The following is a 20,594-nucleotide window of genomic DNA, read 5'->3' as shown; positions in this document are numbered from 1 at the left end:
ACTTAGAAAAATCAAGCAATTTTTTTGTTTTTTTTATTTTTTGTTTTTTTATTACGTTAAAAATTCATTTTCATTTTAACAAATTCATTTTAACAAAAATTTTCGCTTTTTTTGCAAAATCATGTTATTATTAAAAAGACTGTACTTGCAATTATTGCTAGAATTGTTGTTGAAAGATTTTTGTTGTTTTTGGTTGATTATTTGTTGTCAAATTTTTAAGTTGTCCGATTGTGAAAAGGTTAATTCATGTTTGTAAAACAGACACGATTTTTGCTTAATTTATTTTTGTCTCATTTAACATCTTGTTCATTGTTGCCCTGTTCATTGTTATTGACATTTGGTGCAACAAACATTGCCCATGCTGCCAATATGTATGTGTTTAAAGACAACAAAGGGCAAGTGCTATTAACCAATGTGGTCAATAATGGCAAACCAACAGGCGAGAATTTTTCCAAATTCACCCAAACGGTAAAAGTAACCTATTACCCAGACACCAACGTGCATAGCTACAGCAACTGGGGCAAAACCGAATCCTCCGTGCCTGCCAGTGGCAGCAAAAATCGCAATGCCTATGACAATCTAATCATAACCTCAGCTTTGCGTCATGGCGTTGATCCTGCATTGATGAAAGCAATGATGCACACCGAATCAGGCTTTAATCCAAACGCGCGCTCACCAGTCGGCGCTCAAGGTTTGATGCAGTTAATGCCTGCTACCGCCAGACGATTTGGCGTTGCCAATGCATGGGATCCCGCCCAAAACATTGAAGGGGCGGCCAAATACATCAAATATTTAACCGAGCGTTTTGCTGATTTGGAACACGCCATTGCAGGTTATAACGCAGGCGAGGGCAATGTATCAAAATACGGTGGCATTCCGCCTTTTCGTGAAACACGCGATTATGTAAAACGCGTGGTTAGCCGTTATCACAATTTATATCGCAATGATCCAAACTTACAAGCACGACATTAATTTTTAGTTGCTGATTGTTTGACAAAAACCAGTTAATGACTGGTTTTTGTACTTTGATGATTTTGTGCTTTGTTTTGCAAAATTTTTACTAAAAAATACAATAATCTGCAAAATTTTACTTGTTAATTTGGGTTTTTTACCTTATATTTTCGTTTTGATACATGGCAATTTTGCTTATTTTTTGTTTTAATTTAGGTTTTAATAGTTTAGGTTTAATAGTTTAGGTTTAATAATTTAGGTTTTAAGTTTAATTTTAGGTTTCAATAGGAAACAATGTTATGTTAAGAATTGGTCTATTTTTGTTGACTAATATTGCAGTCATGGTGGTATTTGGCATTGTCATGATGATTTTAAGCCAAGTATTTGGCATTCATGTAGGTCATGGCAACATGACAGGGCTGATGGTAATGTGCTTTATGTATGGTATGATCGGCTCATTGGTATCGTTGTTTTTGTCAAAATGGATGGCAAAACGCTCAACAGGCACAAAAATTATTACAAATCCAAGCAATCCAATGGAAATTTGGCTTATAGAAACCGTGCGCCGTCAAGCCGAAGCGGTAAACATTGATATGCCAGAGGTGGGAATTTTTGACAATCCGTCGCCCAATGCGTTCGCAACTGGTTGGAATAAAAACCAAGCCTTAGTAGCCGTATCGACAGGATTGCTACAAACCATGAATCAAGACGAGGTAGAGGCAGTTCTCGCCCACGAAATTGGACATGTTGCCAATGGCGATATGGTAACACTGGCACTTGTACAAGGTGTTATGAACGCATTTGTGATGTTTTTTGCACGCATTATCGGTCAATTTGTAGATAAAGCGGTGTTTAAAAACGAAGAAGGTTATGGCATTGGCTATTATCTCACCACAATTGTACTGGATATTGTGTTTGGTTTTGCAGCAAGTGCAATTGTGATGTGGTTTTCGCGTTATCGTGAGTTTCGTGCCGATGAAATGGGTGCAAAATTAGCAGGACGCGACAAAATGATCGCAGCGTTAAACATGCTAAAACCTGCCAGCGGGCACCCTGATTATTTGCCAGAAAATATGAAATCTATGGCAATTAACGAGGGCAAAACTGAAGGTTTTAGCTTGGCTAAATTGTTTGCAAGCCACCCGAGTTTAGATGACAGAATTGCAAGTTTGCAAAAACTAACCGCGTAATTTTCATGAACACGCATAATTTTCATGAACAATTGATTTAATTCAAACAAAAAATCAATCGCTAAAAATCAATCGCTTAGCCAAAAAATTTAGCCCAATCATGTATATTGTTGGGCTAAATTTTTATTTTAATATGTAAATTTTTTAAAAATGATTAAGTTGTTTGGTTTTTCTGATAAATCGTAGCTTGTAGCCAAATATTGGCTTGAATATAATCATTGACCTCAATGGATTTATCCATATCGTTTACATTCACCGCCATGCGAATAACCACAGGGTTTTCAAGGCTTTCACGCAAAATCACCACGTCCAACAATACAAATTCAATGCCATCAAACGCTGTGGTTTGTTTGCCAACAACTTGTCCTTGACACCACGCTTCGTCTTGTTGTCCAAGCGTATCACCAAACAAATACGCACACATATTGCCCACATTAATTTCAATTGGTTCAAGTGGCAAATCTGCAGGATCAGGTTGCCATTTGGCAATTTGATCTTCTAAATCCATAGGGGCAACATTGTTATTTTTTGCCAAAATATCGTTAAAAGCACGATGATAGCGAATGGCATCAGGCTGATCCACCACAATCACCTCTGAACGGTTGCTCGGCTTTACCTGATAAGCCAGTGCTCCAAGATTGATCCGATAACGTTGATTTTTTTCATAACATTGAGCATTCATCGCATAACAGGTATCAAATGCGTACAAAATCGTACCATCATCTAACTTTAAACGTAAAATTGCTTCGACTTGCTCTTTGCAGTGATACACACTTTCAATCACCGCCCACTGTGTATACGGACTGTTTATACAAGGATAGGCATTGACAAAACGCAACGGTCTACCCTGCTCGTCTATCTCAATAACCTGATTTAGATGAATGGCTTGATTGCCTGACAACAACATGCAAGGTTTTTGCACATCTGCCTTAAGCGGTGTTGGCAAGGTTGCACTGTCAATATGTTCGGCAAGCCATTTTGGTATGTCTTGTGAAATATTGTTGGTAAAACACGCCCAATGATCGGCATGTCCAACAGCTTGTTCACAGTTTAGTGAAATAATATCTGGCGAATTGGTCATCATGAAAAGCCTTTTGTGCTATCGATTTTAATTTACGCGGTCGGTTTTAATTTACGCGGTTTTAATTTATATTTAATTTGATATGTTTAATTTGATTTGTGCTGTCGGTTTTAACAGGTTGTTGCTTTAACAGATTGTTAATGGGGGCGGTTAATTTTTTTTCACCCATTAAGCATGATTTTTCACAAAAAATTTTTCACAAAAACCAAATTTTTGGGTAATTTTTGGCAACTTTTGACAACCACATCATCATTTGCAAAATTTTGTGAATCTTCATAAAAAAACAATACCTTTTTGGGTTAAAATATGCCAAACTATAACATTTTTTGTAAAACAGCTAATCACCAACAACTTTTTAGCAAATTGCAAATTGCAAATTTAAACAAAATGTAAAAAATGTAAAAAATGTAAATTAAACTTAATAAATTCATAGCAAAAATTGGAAGTAAAAACTTTATGTTTCGTCCTTTAGCTTTATTTTTGGGCTTACGTTATACCAGAGCCGAGCGTAGTAACCGCTTTATTTCGTTTATCTCGCTGATTTCAATGATTGGACTGACGCTTGGAGTGGCAGTATTGATTACAGTATTGTCGGTGATGAATGGTTTTGACCGCGAACTTAAAAGCCGGATTTTAGGCATGGTGCCACAAGCAACGGTGATCGCAGGTGAAATTATTCCCAATTGGCAACAACTTGCCAAAAAAATTGATGAAAACCCCAATGTAGAAGCGGTTGCCCCTTTTATCCAATTACAAGGCATGCTTACCGTAAACGCCCAAGTTGCGGGCATTATGGTAACAGGAATTGAACCTGAATACGAAAAAAACGTGTCTATTATTCATAAACACATGCACGAGGGCAACATTGACAGTCTTACAGCAGGTACGTTTAACATTGTCATCGGGCAAGACATGGCACGATCGCTTGATGTGAGGCTGGGTGATAAAGTAACCTTGGTGTTGCCAGAAGCATCGCCGTCGCCTGCAGGGGTAATTCCGCGTTTTAAACGCTTTACCGTAAGCGGAATTTATGACATTAGTCCTGAAGTTAATGGCATTATGGCGTTTATTCCAATGCAAGATGCTGGTACATTATTGCGTTTGCCTGAGGGTGCTCAAGGCATTCGCATGAAACTTAACGATCTGTTTGTCGCCCCAAAAGTCGCTCGCGAGGCTGCCAACTTATCGCCTAAGTTGCTATTGCCAAGTGATTGGACAACCACGCATGGTAATTTATTTGGAGCAATCCAAATGGAAAAAGCTATGGTAGGCTTGCTGTTATTCTTAATTATTTTGGTAGCGGCTTTTAATATTGTGTCATCGCTTGTGATGTTGGTTACCGATAAAAAAGCCGATATTGCAATTTTAAAAACCTTTGGTGCCTCACCAAAACTTATCACTCAAGTATTTATGGTGCAAGGTCTGTTTATTGGCGTCATCGGTACAATTTTTGGTACGATTTTGGGTATCATTATGGCATTGTCGGTAAGTCATGCGGTAAGCTGGGTGAATACGGCGTTTGGTTTGCATTTATTTGACGCCTATTTTATCAATTATTTGCCATCAGAATTACAATGGCAAGATGTGCTCATGATCGTGTCGGCATCGCTTGTCATTAGTTTTTTAGCAACAATTTATCCTGCAAGACGAGCAGCAAGCATTCAACCTGCTCAAACTTTGCGTTATGAATAAACTGGCCAAAAAACCCCACAATAAAAAACCCAATCTGATAAGACTGGGTTTTTTGGTTTTACTACTTAATAAGTTAAGGTTAACAAGTTAAGATCAACAAGTTAAACTGCATAATAAATTAAGATGCACTTTCAACCGTTACATAACGGCGGTTAAATTTGCCTTTTACTGAAAATTTTACCACGCCATCAGTTAAAGCAAATAAAGTATGATCGCGTCCCATACCAACACCCTCGCCTGCATGAAACTCCGTGCCACGCTGACGAACGATGATGTTACCTGCGATAACTTGTTGACCGCCGAAAACTTTTACACCCAACATTTTTGGATTAGAATCACGACCGTTACGAGTCGAACCTGCTGCTTTTTTATGTGCCATAAGTTAGCTCCTAAAAATAAATTAAGCGTTGATTGCTTTGATTTTTAACAAGGTATACCATTGGCGATGACCTTGCTCTTTGTGGTAGTGCTTACGACGACGATGTTTTACAATGCGTACTTTTTCACCACGACCATATTCAACCACTTCTGCTTCAACACTTGCACCAGCAACTAACGGCTGACCGATTTTGATGTTTTCACCGTCAACAACCATCAATACCTCTTCAATTTTAATGGTTGCACCTTTTTCTGCTCTTAAAAGTTCAACTTTTAAAAGCTCATCTTTTGTTACACGGTGTTGTTTACCGCCACTTTTGATTACTGCATACATTTAAGTTGCTCCAAAAAACCCGTACACCGTGATTACCGACGGTAATGCTTTTAAACGGATACACAGGGACATAAATAGAATATAGGGGCGTAATTTTACTTGATTTTTTAGGGTTTTGCAAGTGGTTTTAGCACTATTTTCTTTAAGGCTTTTGTGGTATAGTGGCGGTTATTTTTGCTAAGTTTTGCAACTTTTGACAGCACCAATACTTTAACAACACTTTATTGAGTTTTTAAATATGCCAACCCCAAACACTGTTACCAATCACGCCCATCACATTGACACAAACAGCAATCCTATTAGTTACGCCCAAATCCAATCCATTGTCGCTTGTGATTTTGAGATCATGGATAAACAAGTGTTTGGTAGTTTAAACTCCAAAGTTCAGCTTGTCATGTCGGTAAGCCAACACGTGATTGATGCAGGTGGCAAGCGGATGCGACCGTTAATTTCGCTGTTATGCTCAAGAATTTGTGATGACAAACAGTTCAAGCCAGCTATGCACTTAGGTGCAATTACCGAAATGCTCCACACAGCAACCCTTGTACACGATGATGTGATTGACAGTTCAAAAATGCGACGTGGCAAACCGACCGCCAACGCAATGTGGGATAATGCAACCGCGGTATTGGTGGGTGATTATTTGATCGCGCGGGCGTTTAATCTGTTGGTAGAGTTTGGTTCATTGCCTTTGCTAAAGCTATTTTCAGACGGTACATGCGATATTGCCGAGGGCGAAGTATTGCAGTTACAACATCAACACAACCCACAAGCAACCGAAGAAGATTACATGAAAATCATTGATGGTAAAACCTCTCGCTTGTTTATGTTATCCAGTCAAGGCGTGGCAATTTTGCACAACCGTCCAGAATTTAACGACGCTTTTGCCAAATTTGGACAACATTTTGGCAATGCTTTCCAAATTATTGATGATGTGCTTGATTTTACAGGTGATAGCGACGTTTTAGGCAAAAATGTTGGCGACGACATTGCTGAGGGCAAGCCAACATTGCCTTTAATTAAAGCCTTAGAATTTACCAAAACCAATAATCCAAATGATTATGAAACCTTGCGTATTGCTATCCAAACAGGTGAGGCGGTAGACATTACCAAGATCATTCATATTGTCAAATCATCAGGGGCGGTGGATTATTGTTGTCAAAAAGCACTCAATGAAACCAATTTGGCAAAAAACGCGGTGTTAAGTTTACCAAACTCCATCTATCGTCAAGGCTTGCTTGATTTGATGCAATTGGCAAGCCAACGCTTATATTAAATTTATCTATTAAGTTTAAACCAACTTATTTTTTAGTTAAATTTTAATTAAATTTTAGTTAAATTCATTAATTTACAAAACAGCATGGCGGTCATGATTGCATCATTTAAGGCATCATGGGCAGGAAGCAGTGGAATATTGTATTCAGCCAATAAGGTTGTTAAATGCTTTTGTTCGGCTATCATATCGGGGTTTGGCATGAGTTTTTGGCGGTGATTTTTCTCCATAATACTGACATCAATGCACGGATTGATAAGCTCTGTGCCTAAGAAGTTTTTCACTTGCACATTTAAAAACGCCTTATCCATCTGAGGGCAAAACCCTACAATCGGACGACTGCCTACTAAAGGCAACAACGCCTTTAATATCGTATCATAATCCACGCCTGCTTCTAAATCCATAGGGCGAATCCCATGCACAACAATGCTTGCAGGCGGTGGCATAATGGGCGTGCGACAAATCATAGACAACGATGTTGACATGTCTAAGGTAAAAAAACCCTGGTCTTTAACGATTTTTACCGCTCCGACGCTTAAAATCTGATCACGCTTTGGATCGATGCCTGTCATTTCAAAATCCAAGCAAACCCACTCATCTGTCATCGTATCATCAAACAAATAGCGGTAACCATCGTCATTGAGTTTTGCCAAGGCCTTACGACGCAAATGATTAAATTTATAGTTTTTATTAAATAGTTTTTTAAAAAAATTCATCTACTCACCCCAAACACGTCCAAGCGGTAATGATGAATGATAAAACTTCTAAACTGCTTGACAACAATCAAACTTTCTTTTAACAGATCGCGCTCTAGGTTTGACAAAGTATTTGGATTAACTTTTCTTGCGGTTTTATCGGAGGTGATCAAAGAAACAGCCAAGCGTTTGCTTAGAAAAAACTCCAACGCCTCAAGCGTGTTTTTGGCAAGTTTGTTGTCAATTGCACCGCGTTTTACAAGGGCGTTTAACCGAGCTTTGGTACTGGTTTCGGTGATGCCAAATTCTAAAGCAAGCGTGCGTGTACCGTGAACAATGGGAAAAATGCCTGCTTTTTTTAAGTCAATATCGCTGTCCGCCCCACCTGTAAATTTTTGCCAAAAACTTGCAGTGTTGCCAATTTGTACACCAGGTAGAGCAAAACGATTGATAAAATTGCTGCCATGAAACGCTTGATAAAAATCAAACGTATGCCTGCGTAATGCCTCAAACAACGCCTTATCCCCACAAACAAAATAAGCGTCCAAAAGTGTCGCAAGCCAAATCAGATTTTGGCTATCAGGTGATAAATACCAACTGCTAATCTGCTCTTTAAACTTTGTTAAGGGCATTTGCCATTTTGGATTTTTCATCATAATGCCGCCCTCACAAAATGGGTAGCCAAAATCATTTAGTGCATTGTTAAATTGGTTGGCATAATTTTGTAAATCTTTGGCAAAATTTGGCTTATCAGCAAAAAAATTATCATTCACAATCAAGGCATTGTCTTGATCGGTACGCATAATCTGCTCGCCACGCCCCTCCGATCCCATGACAAAAACAGCGGTATTGGCAAAAACCTGCTTAGGTGCAATCAGCTCCCATGTTTTTTTGAACACATGAACATTTAAACTTTGCACTGCACGTGCAATTAGCCCTACTTTCATGCCCTGTTCAGACTGGCGGCGGATATATTTACCAATAAGATTTACCACTGTGTTAAGCTCTTCTAAACTTGTTGCACTTTCGATGCGAGCCATAATCATTTGGGTGTGATTTGCCAAAAAATTTAACAGCTCGGTCTGTCCAATCACGCCAATAATATCACCATTGTCGTCAATAATTGGCAAGCGGTGTACTTTATTTTCCAGCATAGAAACCAAGGCTTCGCCAACATCTTGTTCGTGATGAACGGCTTTGACATCAAAAAAACTGTAATTGGCAACAGGCGTGGCATGAAAATTGGCATTATCCGCCACTGCTTTGCATACGTCGGTTTGGGTAAAAATACCAATGTTTTGTAAATTTATTGGGTTAGAATTTATTGGATTGGAATTTGTTGGATTGGAATTTGCCAGGCTAATTGGTTGATTGTCCGTGGTTTTTTTTACCAAAATATGCTTGGCATGGGCGGTATTCATAGCAACGGTTGCCTCAAACAAACTTAATTGGCCATCAATGATGTTAGGCAATTTAATATGATCTTTTAGATCAGCAATAGCAATGGATAGCAAACTTTGCGTTTCAGAAAAGGCCTTACGTTCACTTTGTGCATGAGTGCGTGCAGACAAATCAGCAAACAATAACGCACCAAACTTGGCATTGGTTTTGGCAATTTTTTCAATCAAAACCCCATCTAAGCGATATAACAATGTTTGTTCCGATGTAACCGCTTCGGTGTTTTTGTTAAAAAACCAATCCGATGCGTTCAATCCTGCAATCAGTTCACCGTCTGCATAATGCTTAATCTTGCCTTTAATAATGACAAAAAAATCATGTTGCCAACTATTTGGAATGGATTGATCTTGTTCCAAATAGCTAATTTGGCTGTTGTTTGCCAAAATCTGACGTTCGTTATCGGTTAACACATCAAAGGGCGGATTGGTAAGATAAAATAAAGCGTTGTTCATAAAACCATTCCTTGTTTTATTAGACTTAGTTTTATTAGACTTAAAATTGAATTTGATTTATTTTATCAAATTTCACTTGAAAAAAAGATTTATTTTTGATACAAAATAAAACAAAATAGTACAACTGTTTACAACTGTTTTTGCTAAAATGTTTAAAATTTATAGTTTATTGTTAACTATTTATTTATTGTTAGTCGTTTTATTGTTAGTTGTTTTATTGTTAGTTGTTTTCAATTTATTAAGTCACCAATCCCATTCATGTTAATTTAGCGAGAAATTTATGTTGTTATTTTCAAAGAATGTGTTGTGCAGAAAAAATACATTGTTGGCATCGTGTTTGTGCGTGGCGGTTATAACAGCAAGCTGTTCAAAACCCGAAAACCAACCAAAAACTGACACCGCCTCCGCCCAAGCCTCCACACTAACCGAAACACCAACCGCCATCGATACCGTTTCTGATTACACACCAAATCCAAAATGGGAAACCCTTTTGGTTGGTTCAGAGATTAACTATCCGCCTTTTGAATTTCAAGACAGTAACAGCAGACCAACGGGTTTTGAGGTAGAATTGTTACAAGAAATTGGCAAAGCTGAAGAATTTAATGTACAATTTCTTCACCACGATCGCACCAAAATCAAAGAAACCCTCGATAATAACAAATATCGCATTTGGGCATCGGCATTGTCAATCAAACCTGAACGTGCTGAAGTGATGGATTTTACCACGCCGATCATCAGTTCGGAGATAATTGCAGGCGTGATTGATAACGAAAAAAATGCAAATATCAAAACTGCAGCAGATTTGCAAGGCAAAAAAATCGCCGTAAACAAAAACGCCAAAACCACATCAGAATATGCACTTAAGCTATCGGGTTCAGAACAGTTTGTTGTACCGCTAGAGTCATTTTATTTTTCTGTCAGAGAGGTTTTTTCTGGCAAAGCGGATGCGGTAATTAGCGACAATCGCGTACTTGATTATTACATCACCCAATATCCAAACATCAAAATCAAAACCATTGATCTAAATAGTGGCAAAAAAGACTTGGCTTTCGCGGTGAAAAAAGGCGACACTCAGTTATTAACCAAACTAAACAGTGGCTTAGCAAAAGTCAAAGAAAATGGCACTTATGACCGTTTAATGCAAAAATGGTTTGGAGGCGTGTCTTAACTTCCGTTTTGTAGCACAGCAATCGCTTAACAAAACAGCATTTAACAAAACACATTTAAGTTGGGTTGAATAACACACAACCCAACTCATTAAATTTGGCAAAACCTAAACCACCAAATCTGCATACTCTGGATTTTTGGTTAAAAAATATTTAACAAATGAGCAGCTTGGTATAATTTTAAAGTTATGATCACAAGCATAATCCAATGCAAATTTAGCCAACGCCTTACCTACGCCACGCCCACCCAATGCGTAAGGTACGATGGTATGATTATAATTCAAGGTATTTTCGTTCACTTTTTCATAACTTAAAAAAGCCGTGTGGCCGTTAATCGTGGTTTCAAAACGCTGATTGTCGGCTTTATGCACAATTTTCATCGCTTTTTCTTTCACCATAGCTTTTCCTTAATTTAGATCAAAAACTTATATCAAAAATTTAGATCAAAAAACTTATCTCAACAAAGTTGGATTAAAAAAATTGGATTAAAACATTAGCCAACAACCAACTGTTAATGATTTAAAATCTTTGCCAAAAAATCTTGTGCTCTTTCTGATTTTGCCCCACTAAAAAATTCATCGCGGCTACAGTTTTCCACCACACTGCCCTTATCCATAAAAATAATACGGTTTGCCACTTGACGAGCAAAACCCATTTCGTGAGTTACGCACATCATCGTCATGCCCTCGCGAGCCAATTCAATCATCACATCAAGCACCTCTTGAATCATTTCAGGATCAAGGGCGGAAGTTGGTTCATCAAAGAGCATGGCAATCGGATCCATGCTTAACGCACGAGCAATTGCCACGCGTTGTTGTTGCCCACCTGATAGTTCAGCGGGGAATTTATTGGCATGAGCAGATAAGCCCACGCGATCAAGATAACCCAGGCCTTTTTGTTTGGCATCTGATTCAGAACGCCCCAAAACCTTAATCTGTGCAAGGCTTAAATTATCCACAATAGACAAATGCGGAAACAATTCAAAATGTTGAAACACCATGCCTACACGGCTGCGCAGTTTTGGTAGATCGGTTTTTTTATCACCAACCGAAATGCCATTGACAAAAATCTCACCTTGTTGAAACGGTTCAAGTCCGTTTACCGTCTTAATAAGCGTGGATTTTCCTGACCCTGACGGCCCACAAACTACAGTTACATCACCTTTATGAACGTGGGCGGTACAATCAGTCAAAACTTGAAAACTGCCATACCATTTGCTTATCTTATTGATATTAATCATTATTTCATCACTTTGATGACCTGCATCTGACACCAGTCCGCCAAATTCATTGATCCATGTTTTGTCATCAATTTTGGTTACAACCGCCATATTTTTATCCTTATTAAGAAGTTTTAAATTTCATTTTAAGATGATTGACAAGACTTGACAACACAAAACCCACAATCCAATAAACAAAACCTGCAAGCAAAATATATTGGGTTAAAAAACCCATCAAATCGCCACGCACATAGCTTGCACGGAAAAAATCCACCAAACCAATCGCAAACACAAGGGTTGTGTCTTGAAATAAAATGATCGATTGTTGCAACAATAACGGAAACATTTTACGAAATGCCTGCGGTAAAATCACATAACGCATGGTTTGGTTATAATTCATGCCAAGGGCTTTGGCTGCGTTTACCTGCCCCTTACCAATCGACTGAATCCCCGCTCGCACAATCTCTGAAAAATACGCCGCCTCAAAGACCATAAACGCCACCACGCATGACACAAACGCCGTGTCTAACGTCAAAAATTGCCCTGTGATAAGTTTATACACCATAGGCACAGCAAAATAAAACCACATTAAAACCAAAAGCAGCGGTACGGAGCGAAAAAAGTTGACATACAATTTGGCAAAAGTTGCAATCAGTTTATTGCCAGATAAGCGCATAAGTGCCAGCACCGTACCCAGCACCATACCGCCAATAATCGCCAAAAACAGTACTTTTATCGTCATGGTAGCCCCACTCATCAAAGCAGGCATTGCTGTTTGTAATTCGGTAAAATTCATGCCAAACCTCCGTCAATTTGTCCCTTAATGCGTAATTTTTGTTCCAATTTTGTCATCAAGAAAATCAACGTTAAATTAAACACCAAATAAATTAAAGTCGCAAACGCATAGACCTCAATGGTATTTTGAGTGTACTCGCTAATGGTTTTGGTTTGGGAGATTAATTCTGCTACGCCTACCAATGATGCCACAGATGCGTTTTTGTAGCAGTTAGTCATCTCAGAGCTTAATGGAGGCAAAATTACCCGAAACGCTTGTGGCAATAAAACATAGCGATAAACTTGCGATGTGGTAAAACCCAAGGCATAACTTGCGTTAGATTGTCCTTTTGGCAATGATTCAATGCCTGTACGCACCTGTTCAACAATCCGCGCTGCGGTAAACAATCCCAAGCCAATACTTGCTGAAATTACCGCCGATGTGTTTGGGTGAATGTCTTGCAACCACCATTTTTGCAAATCACCAGACAACCACGTTGGCATAACATAAAACCAAAAAAATAACTGCACAAGCAATGGCACATTTCTAAAAAAATTGACATACGCAGTACCGAGCATGCGAGCGACTTTATTAATAGGCGTGGTATTTGGCAATGTACGCATAATACCCAAAACCGTGCCAACCATTAACGCGATAAGCCAGCCTGATGTACCAATCACAATCAGCCAACCAAAACCCTTTGCCAGCCACTGCCAATAAACCTCACTACCAACCCCTGTTTGATTAAACAGCACGCCCCAATTCCAAGTATAATTCATAAACTCCCCTTAGCCCTATCCGTCTTTATCACCACTTTTATGCATATTTTGCTTTTATGCATACTTTTTTGGTTGTCAAAAAGCAAAACTAACGCCAAACGGACGTTAGTTTTTTTGCAATTTTTTGCAATAACGATAAAATTACTGTGCTTTTGATGCATCAGCAACACTGGCAGTGGCAGTTGCTGCTTGAGGTTCGGCATTATCATGCGGATTGGCAAGCAATGCTTTTAAGTTATCCGACATTGGAAAATCCATATTGACATTTTTCGGTGGAATTGGAGTCATAAACCATTTGTTATAAATGGTATTAATTTCACCCGAGGCATAAGTGGCTTTTAATGTGTCATCTACTAAAGTTTTAAACGCGCTATCGCCTTTACGCACCATACAACCATAAATCTCAAAAGACTGTGGCGTACCAACAATTTCCCATTTGTTTGGATCTTTAGCCTTGGCTTTTTCGCCAGCAAGCAACACATCGTCCATCATAAAAGCTGCAGCGCGGCCATTTTCAAGCATCAAAAATGACTCGCCGTGATCTTTGGCAGAAACAATGTTAATGCCTAATTTTTTAGCTTCGTTTTCTTGTTTGATAAATCGCTCTGATGTTGTGCCTGCGGTGGTTACCAAAGTTTTGCCTTTTAAATCAGCAAAATCTTTAATGCCAGAATCTTTGGCAACCAACAAACGCGTACCAATTTCAAAAAACCCTACTGAAAAATCAACTTGCTGTTGACGTTCGGTGTTGTTGGTGGTGGAGCCACATTCTAAATCTACCGTACCGTTTTGTATCAATGGAATGCGAGTTTGCGAGGTAACCAAATTATAACGCACTTTTAGATCAGGCATATTCAGCTGTTGTTTGACTGCATCAACAACTTTTAGTTGTAAATCATGAGCATAACCAACAGGTTCGTTCGGTTTATCAGCAATATAAGAAAATGGAATGGACGAGTCGCGGTGAGCCAAAACAATCTCACCTGATTTTTTAATTTTGTCAAGCGTACCTTCAGTGGCTGTGGCTGTAGAAGCCGATTCTGTTGCTGGATTGCTCGCTGTTTCTTGAGCTTTATTACAAGCAACCAATCCCATACTTAAACTTGCAAGCGTTGCGAATGCCCAAGCTTTTTTGTTAAATTGCACTTTGTTCATAAATCATTCCTTATCCTTTTTTGCGTTGAACAAACAACCCTGCTTTTTTCAATCCATTATTCTTCTGTTTGTAAATCGTCCAATCAAACAAAAATATTTATCCAAAAGGGGTTTGTACAGTTATAGTAACTTAATTTTTCTAATGTTACAATAGACAAATGCAAATATTTTAACTTTTTTATCAATTCGCCATACCAAAAGCCTTAGAAATATCCTGCGTGGCTTGAGTGATATTGTCAAGCGATGGTGCGTCATTCGGTTTGGCAAACAATTCTGCATTTTGTAACGATAACGCATGATTTAAATTCACATTTAACTCAGGCATTGGATTTTTAAACCACTTGTCATACAAGCGATAAATACCGCCTGTGCTGTACAAATCCAACAAACTGTTGTCCACCAAACGTTTAAAATTGACATCGTTTTTTGGCAAACTGCACGCATAAATTTCATACGTTTTTGGCTCGCCTGTAATTTCCCAATCATCACGATTTTTTAGATTTAAGCGATTGCTTGCCAACAACACATCATCACTAAAAACCAAATTTGCCTTGCCTGTATTTAACGCATTTTCAAGCTCATAACTGTTTGTCATTCGCAAAGTCTTTACCGCCAACTGATTGATTGCAATATAATTTAACAAGCTGTATTCAGAAGATGAATTTTCAATCACCGCAATGGTCTGATTGTGTAAATCTTTATAACCTTGAAACTGGCTGTTTTTGTTTGCCAAAAACCGTGGCGTTACCACAAAAAATCCAACAGAAAACGCCACTTTTCGTTGACGATCCAAGGTATTTGTTGTGGTACTACACTCAAAATCCACATCACCACGTTGCACCGCACTGATGCGTTCGCTCGATGTAACTGGCCTGTATACAACCTTAAGATTTGGATTATTGGTGGCTTTTTTGATGCCATTTACAATATGATTGGCAATGTCAATGGAATAACCTATTGGCTGATTATCCGCTTTTGACAAATAAGAAAACGGCGCTGGCATATCACGATAACCGATGACAATGGTTTGACTGCTTAGAATTTTATCAAGGGTTTGATTATTGACAGCAGCAAGTTTTTGTTGGTCATTTTGTTGTTCTAAAGTTTGTTGCTCCAAAGCACTGCGTTCACAACCAAACAAGGCCAAAACCAGCCATAAAAGCATGAATGTTTGCGTACAATTTTTGCGTTGCCAATGTTTACGTTGCGTTGTCATTCATTTTTACTCATACGACATACCAGTTAAGCAAAATTTAAACTGCCTATTCATCGTCTTTATTTTTTAAAAAAAAGCCTTATTAAAAGCATATTCATGTTAATTTTAGGAATAATTATGTCTTCTACTCATTCTATTCAAGATTTGCGCCAACGTTTTTTTATCAAAAACAGCCCAGTGCGTGGTGATGTGGTACGCCTTGATGACAGTTATCAAGCAGTCATTGAGCAAAAAGATTATCCAATTGCTCTGCAAAAGTTGCTCGGTGAAATGTTGGTTGCTGCAAGCCTACTCATTGGTACGCTAAAAATTGATGGGCGTTTGTCAATTCAACTACAAAATAGCACCGATGCCAAGACAGACACAGACAGCAACAATACAGATCGTGCAAGTCAACTAAATTGGGCAATGGCAGAGTGCGACAGTCATGGTTTTGTGCGTGGTTTGGCGGATTGGACGGGCAATTGGTCGGGTTTAATCACAGCCAACGATGCGTTTGCCAAACTCGGTAAAGGAGGCGTGTTATTTATCAACATTCAATCCAACACCACACAATCTGGCATGCAGGCTGAAGGTTATCAAGGCATTGTGGAGCGTGTGGCAGATAATTTGGCGGATTGCTTAACGCATTATCAACAGCAATCCGTACAAATTCCAACCCTAATTAACCTTGCCTGTGATGGCAAACAAGCCGGCGGAATTTTGGTGCAACTGTTGCCTTACAGTGAAGATGAACAAGAACACATTGATAACGATTTATTTCCACGTTTGACTGTGTTAACCAAAACCTTAAAAGCCACTGAATTAACCAAACTACCGCCAAATGAGATTTTATACCGCCTGTATCATGAAGAAGAGGTTATAACAGCCGATCCTGTCAACTTAAGTTTTGGCTGTACTTGTTCAATCCAAAAAAGTGCATCGGCGATTTTTCAACTTGGCAAAACACAAGCTCTAAATCTTGTGGCGGAACAAGGCGGTGAAATTGGCTTGGATTGCGGTTTTTGTGGCCAAATTTACCGTTTTGACACACAAGCCATCAATGAGATTTTTGCATAATCTTTGATAAAATCCAACAACCAATAAAAATCCCTTAACTTTTATTAAGGGATTTTTTACATAAACTTACAATTTACATTGCTTCTTTTTACATTGCTTCTTTGTGCAAACGCTCATTTAAATCATCAATCACAAGCGACCAAACAGCATCGCGTCGCCATTCTTCGTTTAAAAATGCTTTTTGCTTTTCATTCCAAAAATCTGCTTGGTTTAACATCACATCACCAGGCAGTTGGTGGGTTTTGATAAATTGCTCAATCGCTTCATCACTATCATCTAAACCCAATTGGGCAAATAGTTCATTTATGGTGTATTCAACATCACCGAGCATAACTTTTTTCCTTATTGGTTTGGCAATACTTGTTAGTTTGGCAATAAATGACTGACTGCATCGCGTTCTTCTGACAATTCAGTTTCGGTGGCTTTCATTTTTTGTTGTGAAAAGTCTGATGACACGTCCAAACCTTCAACAATTGTCCAGTCGCCATCTTTACAAGTACATGGGTAAGAATAAATCAAGCCTTTTTCGATGTCATATTCGCCGTTTGAGTATACACCCATAGATACCCAGTCATTCTCGTCCGTGCCTAACGCCCATGAACGAATGTGAGCAATGGCTGCGTTGGCAGCTGAAGCGGCTGATGAAGCACCGCGAGCTTTGATGATGGCTGCACCACGCTGTTGTACACTTGGAATGTAAGTGTTTTCATACCAATCGCGATCAACTTGTTCCAAAGCAGGCTTATCCTTAATGGTTGTAAAAGTTAAATCTGGGTATTGAGTAGATGAGTGATTGCCCCAAATGATCATTTTTTTGATGTCATTAACCGTTGTTTCGGTTTCTTCGGCAAGCTGTGCCATACCGCGGTTATGATCCAAGCGTGTCATGGCGGTAAAATTGCGTGGGTTTAGATCTGGAGCGTTGCGCTGGGCAATTAAGGCATTGGTATTGGCGGGGTTGCCAACCACCAACACTTTAACATTACGACTGGCATTGTCGTTTAATGCTTTGCCTTGGGCTGAAAAAATAGCAGCATTGGCTTCTAACAGATCTTTACGCTCCATACCAGGGCCACGAGGTCTTGCACCAACCAATAACGCATAATCGGCATCTTTAAAGGCAACATTGGCATCATCAGTTTGTACCACGCCTGCCAAAAGCGGAAAAGCACAATCTTCAAGCTCCATAACCACGCCTTTTAAGGCTTCTAAAGCTGGGGTAATTTCAAGCAATTGTAAAATCACTGGTTGATCTTTACCAAGCATATCGCCTGATGCAATGCGAAATAGCAGTGAATAGCTGATTTGACCTGCTGCACCTGTTACAGCAACACGAACGGGTTGTTTTAATGTTGACATAGAATTCTCCTGATTGTGGTTTTTTACTGTTGTGGTTTTTAAATATACTAAGTTTTTAAAGCACTAGTTTTTTAAAGCACTAGGTTTTTAAAATACACTAAAATTGAGTATAGCAAAACTTAGCACATTTAACAAATTTTTTTTGCGTTTTTTGCTTTACTGAATTTTGGCGCTGCTTTGGCGTTCTTTTTGCTTTGATGTTGTTTTTACCTTGATGTTATTTTTACCTTGATATTATTTTTTGACATCAATCATGTTCATACGCTGCCCAAAACTTTGGTTTTCGCCAAGCAATACACTATAATTGGCGGTATTTTCCATGACCGCTTTTACATAACCGCGAGTTTCTGGATAAGGAATGCTTTCTATGTATTGATCGGCAGGAAGTGAACCAAACTGTGGCTGCCATCTGCGTGCTTTGCTCGCCCCGGCGTTATAGCCTGCGGTGGCAAGTACCGTGTTTGCACCCAATTGTTTAAAAATATCACTCATGTAAAACGTGCCGTAACGAATATTGGTATCGCCTGTTGCTACCTTGCTTGCACTGTAGGACTCGCCTATTTTACGGGCAATTTCTTTGGCGGTTGTTGGCATGATTTGCATTAAACCTCCTGCGCCTACATTGGATTTTGCCCCAACGTTAAAACGGCTTTCTTGACGCATGATACCATACGCCCACGCAGGATCAATGCCAACTTGACGGCTGTAATTTACCACACTTGCCTGATAAGGCATGGGGTAAGCCAAAGCAATGTTTGGAATGGTGTGCGTGGTTTCAATTGCAAAAATAGCACGATCATACCACCCGATGTCATTGGCTTGTTTGGCTGCCGCCAAAATCATGCCATTATCACCACGTTCGCGTGCTTTACGTACCGCCCAATTCCATTCACGGTTGCTATAAGCTGAATTTGCTGCTTGATGATACAAGCTAAAAGCACGGTTAAAATGCGGATCTTGTGCCAAACGCTGATAATCAAAAGCCGTCGGAGCATTGGTGGTAGGCAAACGATCAAACCGCTGTCCCAATTGTTCTTTAGCAAGCAATCCATAATAGTCATTTTTTTTGGCTAATTTGGCAAATATTTGCCAAGCATTTTGCTGTTGTTTGGTATTGCCTGCATGGTGGTAGGCTTTGGCAAGCCAATATTGCCAAATTGGTTGTTGTTGGATTTGGTAGTCCATTGCACCAATTGCCAAACTCAAATCCGTCCAACGGCTAAAACGAATGCTGGCTGTGGCATAATCTTCTGCTTCTTCAAAATTAAACGGCTCGCCCAAACTTTTTTGCATCCAATTTACCGCATCCACACTAAAACCAATATCGGTATTCACATTCATGCGTGCCACACCAAGCGTGCGATAGGCATAGCGTTTGGTGCGTTCATCAAAAAATCTTGGATATTGACGCATGTCATAATTTAACTGCATGTTGGCTGTGTTTACAAAATCACCGCCTTGGTTGGCAACTTTTGCCAAAGCAAACAGATACAACAGCCGATTGGTGGCTGTCGGCTCTAAGGTCGGTAAACTTAAAAAAAACGCATCTGGTCGATTGCCAATATCTGCCAATTGAACATAATCCAAACTGATACCCAAACGACTTGCCAATGCCACAACCTCGCTATTGTTGCCTGTGCGAATCATGCGATATAAACGTTGGACGCGATCATCATTACTCACCATAACGCTGTTGTTAAGTTGACTTGCCAATTGACGACAAAGTTCGGGCTGTTTTTTGTTGGTATCCAGCCAAACTTTATTTTTTTCTATCAAGGCACGCATACTATCACCGCCTGCTTGATAAGCCAAACCAATCGCACAACTTTCTGACACATCAGCATTACTGATATAGCCTGCTACCGCCCGCACCGAGGCATAATCACCGCTAAAGGCCTTGGTTTCAGCATAATCAGCCACCAGTTTTTCTGCAATTGCCGATCCTTGATAGCGCTTAACAAAACCAATAATCACATCAGGACTTTGACTGCTAAGAGATTGGTTTAATTGCCAATATTCTGGATACATTGCCAAATTTGAACCTGCCATTTGCTGTTGATATTGGTACATATCACCGCCACTGCGACTGGCTTTTAATGCTTCATTAAAATAAGCATCGCCTGCATGGGTCTGATTTTGCCAATCTGAATTGGTTGAGTTGGCACAAGCAGACTGGGTTAACATAACCAATACAGATGCAGTCAAAATTGACAAATTAACGTTGTTAAACGGTCGCTTAAACATTAAAGTGATAGGTTTCATATCAGCGGCTTCACCATTTAAAAATTTATCAGTTGGTAGAGATTTATCAGTTAGTAAAAACGATAAGTTAGTAAAAAATATAAGTTAGTAAAAACGATAA

The 20,594-nt window shown here is 39.2% G+C and carries 20 protein-coding genes; 6 read left to right on the top strand and 14 right to left on the bottom strand.

The genetic code is table 11. The features are described from left to right. Nucleotides 1–246: 246 nt before the first annotated feature. Nucleotides 247–972 carry a lytic transglycosylase domain-containing protein gene (locus tag MOMA_RS06095; protein ID WP_009501606.1) on the top strand — a complete coding sequence of 242 codons (726 nt, stop codon included), beginning with the start codon at nucleotides 247–249 and terminating at the stop codon, nucleotides 970–972. A gap of 278 nt (nucleotides 973–1,250) precedes the next feature. Next, nucleotides 1,251–2,141, top strand: a complete 891-nt coding sequence (gene htpX / locus MOMA_RS06090) for a protease HtpX (RefSeq protein WP_009501605.1) — start codon at nucleotides 1,251–1,253, stop codon at nucleotides 2,139–2,141. Nucleotides 2,142–2,295: 154 nt separating this feature from the next. On the opposite strand, the gene MOMA_RS06085 is transcribed toward htpX, so the two are convergent. After that, the gene (locus tag MOMA_RS06085; protein ID WP_040625166.1) at nucleotides 2,296–3,225 is read right to left on the bottom strand and encodes a hypothetical protein; all 930 of its coding nucleotides are present in this window, start codon (nucleotides 3,223–3,225) and stop codon (nucleotides 2,296–2,298) included. 453 nt (nucleotides 3,226–3,678) lie between these two features. Here MOMA_RS06085 and MOMA_RS06080 point away from each other — a divergent pair, with 453 nt between their 5' ends. Continuing rightward, nucleotides 3,679–4,914 carry a lipoprotein-releasing ABC transporter permease subunit gene (locus MOMA_RS06080; protein ID WP_009501603.1) on the top strand — a complete coding sequence of 412 codons (1,236 nt, stop codon included), beginning with the start codon at nucleotides 3,679–3,681 and terminating at the stop codon, nucleotides 4,912–4,914. A 118-nt stretch (nucleotides 4,915–5,032) separates the two neighbouring features. On the opposite strand, the gene rpmA is transcribed toward MOMA_RS06080, so the two are convergent. Beyond that, nucleotides 5,033–5,293: a 50S ribosomal protein L27 gene (gene rpmA / locus MOMA_RS06075; RefSeq protein ID WP_009501602.1), complete on the bottom strand. Its 261-nt coding sequence runs from the start codon at nucleotides 5,291–5,293 to the stop codon at nucleotides 5,033–5,035. 21 nt (nucleotides 5,294–5,314) lie between these two features. Further along, entirely contained in the window at nucleotides 5,315–5,626 is a 312-nt protein-coding gene (gene rplU / locus MOMA_RS06070; RefSeq protein ID WP_009501601.1) for a 50S ribosomal protein L21, read from the bottom strand. A gap of 238 nt (nucleotides 5,627–5,864) precedes the next feature. On the opposite strand from rplU, the gene MOMA_RS06065 reads away from it, so the two are divergent. Further along, entirely contained in the window at nucleotides 5,865–6,902 is a 1,038-nt protein-coding gene (locus MOMA_RS06065) for a polyprenyl synthetase family protein (RefSeq protein ID WP_009501600.1), read from the top strand. A 47-nt stretch (nucleotides 6,903–6,949) separates the two neighbouring features. Here the strand turns inward: MOMA_RS06065 and MOMA_RS06060 are convergent, their stop codons facing one another. After that, nucleotides 6,950–7,615: a 3'-5' exonuclease gene (locus tag MOMA_RS06060; RefSeq protein ID WP_009501599.1), complete on the bottom strand. Its 666-nt coding sequence runs from the start codon at nucleotides 7,613–7,615 to the stop codon at nucleotides 6,950–6,952. Then, nucleotides 7,612–9,504 carry a DUF294 nucleotidyltransferase-like domain-containing protein gene (locus MOMA_RS06055; protein ID WP_009501598.1) on the bottom strand — a complete coding sequence of 631 codons (1,893 nt, stop codon included), beginning with the start codon at nucleotides 9,502–9,504 and terminating at the stop codon, nucleotides 7,612–7,614. Before MOMA_RS06055 ends, MOMA_RS06060 begins: the two co-directional genes overlap by 4 nt. 280 nt (nucleotides 9,505–9,784) lie before the next feature. Here MOMA_RS06055 and MOMA_RS06050 point away from each other — a divergent pair, with 280 nt between their 5' ends. Next, entirely contained in the window at nucleotides 9,785–10,672 is an 888-nt protein-coding gene (locus MOMA_RS06050) for a transporter substrate-binding domain-containing protein (RefSeq protein WP_009501597.1), read from the top strand. 105 nt (nucleotides 10,673–10,777) lie between these two features. Here the strand turns inward: MOMA_RS06050 and MOMA_RS06045 are convergent, their stop codons facing one another. From MOMA_RS06045 to MOMA_RS06020, 6 genes are all read right to left on the bottom strand, one after another. Continuing rightward, complete coding sequence (locus MOMA_RS06045) at nucleotides 10,778–11,068, bottom strand: GNAT family N-acetyltransferase (RefSeq protein WP_009501596.1); 291 nt, start codon at nucleotides 11,066–11,068, stop codon at nucleotides 10,778–10,780. Nucleotides 11,069–11,181: 113 nt separating this feature from the next. Further along, nucleotides 11,182–11,910 carry an amino acid ABC transporter ATP-binding protein gene (locus tag MOMA_RS06040; protein WP_009501595.1) on the bottom strand — a complete coding sequence of 243 codons (729 nt, stop codon included), beginning with the start codon at nucleotides 11,908–11,910 and terminating at the stop codon, nucleotides 11,182–11,184. 103 nt (nucleotides 11,911–12,013) lie between these two features. After that, nucleotides 12,014–12,685, bottom strand: coding sequence for an amino acid ABC transporter permease (locus tag MOMA_RS06035; protein ID WP_009501594.1), 672 nt, complete (start codon nucleotides 12,683–12,685; stop codon nucleotides 12,014–12,016). Continuing rightward, nucleotides 12,682–13,443: an amino acid ABC transporter permease gene (locus MOMA_RS06030; protein ID WP_009501593.1), complete on the bottom strand. Its 762-nt coding sequence runs from the start codon at nucleotides 13,441–13,443 to the stop codon at nucleotides 12,682–12,684. Before MOMA_RS06030 ends, MOMA_RS06035 begins: the two co-directional genes overlap by 4 nt. Before the next feature lie 141 nt (nucleotides 13,444–13,584). Further along, nucleotides 13,585–14,598: a glutamate/aspartate ABC transporter substrate-binding protein gene (locus tag MOMA_RS06025; RefSeq protein ID WP_009501592.1), complete on the bottom strand. Its 1,014-nt coding sequence runs from the start codon at nucleotides 14,596–14,598 to the stop codon at nucleotides 13,585–13,587. 181 nt (nucleotides 14,599–14,779) lie between these two features. Then, on the bottom strand, nucleotides 14,780–15,763 hold the full coding sequence (locus MOMA_RS06020; protein WP_040625247.1) for an amino acid ABC transporter substrate-binding protein: 984 nt from the start codon (nucleotides 15,761–15,763) through the stop codon (nucleotides 14,780–14,782). A gap of 168 nt (nucleotides 15,764–15,931) precedes the next feature. Here MOMA_RS06020 and hslO point away from each other — a divergent pair, with 168 nt between their 5' ends. Beyond that, nucleotides 15,932–16,873 (top strand): Hsp33 family molecular chaperone HslO, encoded by a 942-nt coding sequence (gene hslO, locus MOMA_RS06015; RefSeq protein ID WP_009501590.1) that lies wholly within the window; start codon nucleotides 15,932–15,934, stop codon nucleotides 16,871–16,873. Nucleotides 16,874–16,961: 88 nt separating this feature from the next. On the opposite strand, the gene MOMA_RS06010 is transcribed toward hslO, so the two are convergent. The 3 genes from MOMA_RS06010 to MOMA_RS06000 form a co-directional block, all read right to left on the bottom strand. Then, nucleotides 16,962–17,204 carry a DUF2789 domain-containing protein gene (locus MOMA_RS06010; protein WP_009501589.1) on the bottom strand — a complete coding sequence of 81 codons (243 nt, stop codon included), beginning with the start codon at nucleotides 17,202–17,204 and terminating at the stop codon, nucleotides 16,962–16,964. Nucleotides 17,205–17,236: 32 nt separating this feature from the next. Beyond that, complete coding sequence (locus MOMA_RS06005) at nucleotides 17,237–18,232, bottom strand: malate dehydrogenase (protein ID WP_009501588.1); 996 nt, start codon at nucleotides 18,230–18,232, stop codon at nucleotides 17,237–17,239. Between the two features lie 234 nt (nucleotides 18,233–18,466). Beyond that, nucleotides 18,467–20,494, bottom strand: coding sequence for a lytic transglycosylase domain-containing protein (locus MOMA_RS06000; protein WP_009501587.1), 2,028 nt, complete (start codon nucleotides 20,492–20,494; stop codon nucleotides 18,467–18,469). Nucleotides 20,495–20,594: the final 100 nt, after the last annotated feature.

The sequence above is a fragment of the Moraxella macacae 0408225 genome (assembly GCF_000320365.1).
In the GTDB taxonomy this organism is placed as follows: domain Bacteria; phylum Pseudomonadota; class Gammaproteobacteria; order Pseudomonadales; family Moraxellaceae; genus Faucicola; species Faucicola macacae.
Note: the sequence above shows the minus strand (reverse complement) of the source record. Positions and strands in the feature narration are given on the sequence as shown.

Bases quoted from the DNA above. Each gene is read 5' to 3' on its own strand.
- rpmA (WP_009501602.1), bottom strand. From the start codon at position 5,293: ATGGCACATAAAAAAGCAGCAGGTTCGACTCGTAACGGTCGTGATTCT.
- MOMA_RS06080 (WP_009501603.1), top strand. From the start codon at position 3,679: ATGTTTCGTCCTTTAGCTTTATTTTTGGGCTTACGTTATACCAGAGCC.
- htpX (WP_009501605.1), top strand. From the start codon at position 1,251: ATGTTAAGAATTGGTCTATTTTTGTTGACTAATATTGCAGTCATGGTG.
- MOMA_RS06040 (WP_009501595.1), bottom strand. From the start codon at position 11,910: ATGATTAATATCAATAAGATAAGCAAATGGTATGGCAGTTTTCAAGTT.
- MOMA_RS06030 (WP_009501593.1), bottom strand. From the start codon at position 13,443: ATGAATTATACTTGGAATTGGGGCGTGCTGTTTAATCAAACAGGGGTT.
- MOMA_RS06085 (WP_040625166.1), bottom strand. From the start codon at position 3,225: ATGATGACCAATTCGCCAGATATTATTTCACTAAACTGTGAACAAGCT.
- MOMA_RS06060 (WP_009501599.1), bottom strand. From the start codon at position 7,615: ATGAATTTTTTTAAAAAACTATTTAATAAAAACTATAAATTTAATCAT.
- hslO (WP_009501590.1), top strand. From the start codon at position 15,932: ATGTCTTCTACTCATTCTATTCAAGATTTGCGCCAACGTTTTTTTATC.
- MOMA_RS06095 (WP_009501606.1), top strand. From the start codon at position 247: ATGTTTGTAAAACAGACACGATTTTTGCTTAATTTATTTTTGTCTCAT.
- MOMA_RS06055 (WP_009501598.1), bottom strand. From the start codon at position 9,504: ATGAACAACGCTTTATTTTATCTTACCAATCCGCCCTTTGATGTGTTA.
- MOMA_RS06025 (WP_009501592.1), bottom strand. From the start codon at position 14,598: ATGAACAAAGTGCAATTTAACAAAAAAGCTTGGGCATTCGCAACGCTT.
- MOMA_RS06020 (WP_040625247.1), bottom strand. From the start codon at position 15,763: ATGCTTTTATGGCTGGTTTTGGCCTTGTTTGGTTGTGAACGCAGTGCT.
- MOMA_RS06005 (WP_009501588.1), bottom strand. From the start codon at position 18,232: ATGTCAACATTAAAACAACCCGTTCGTGTTGCTGTAACAGGTGCAGCA.
- MOMA_RS06010 (WP_009501589.1), bottom strand. From the start codon at position 17,204: ATGCTCGGTGATGTTGAATACACCATAAATGAACTATTTGCCCAATTG.
- MOMA_RS06050 (WP_009501597.1), top strand. From the start codon at position 9,785: ATGTTGTTATTTTCAAAGAATGTGTTGTGCAGAAAAAATACATTGTTG.
- MOMA_RS06065 (WP_009501600.1), top strand. From the start codon at position 5,865: ATGCCAACCCCAAACACTGTTACCAATCACGCCCATCACATTGACACA.
- MOMA_RS06045 (WP_009501596.1), bottom strand. From the start codon at position 11,068: ATGGTGAAAGAAAAAGCGATGAAAATTGTGCATAAAGCCGACAATCAG.
- MOMA_RS06000 (WP_009501587.1), bottom strand. From the start codon at position 20,494: ATGAAACCTATCACTTTAATGTTTAAGCGACCGTTTAACAACGTTAAT.
- MOMA_RS06035 (WP_009501594.1), bottom strand. From the start codon at position 12,685: ATGAATTTTACCGAATTACAAACAGCAATGCCTGCTTTGATGAGTGGG.
- rplU (WP_009501601.1), bottom strand. From the start codon at position 5,626: ATGTATGCAGTAATCAAAAGTGGCGGTAAACAACACCGTGTAACAAAA.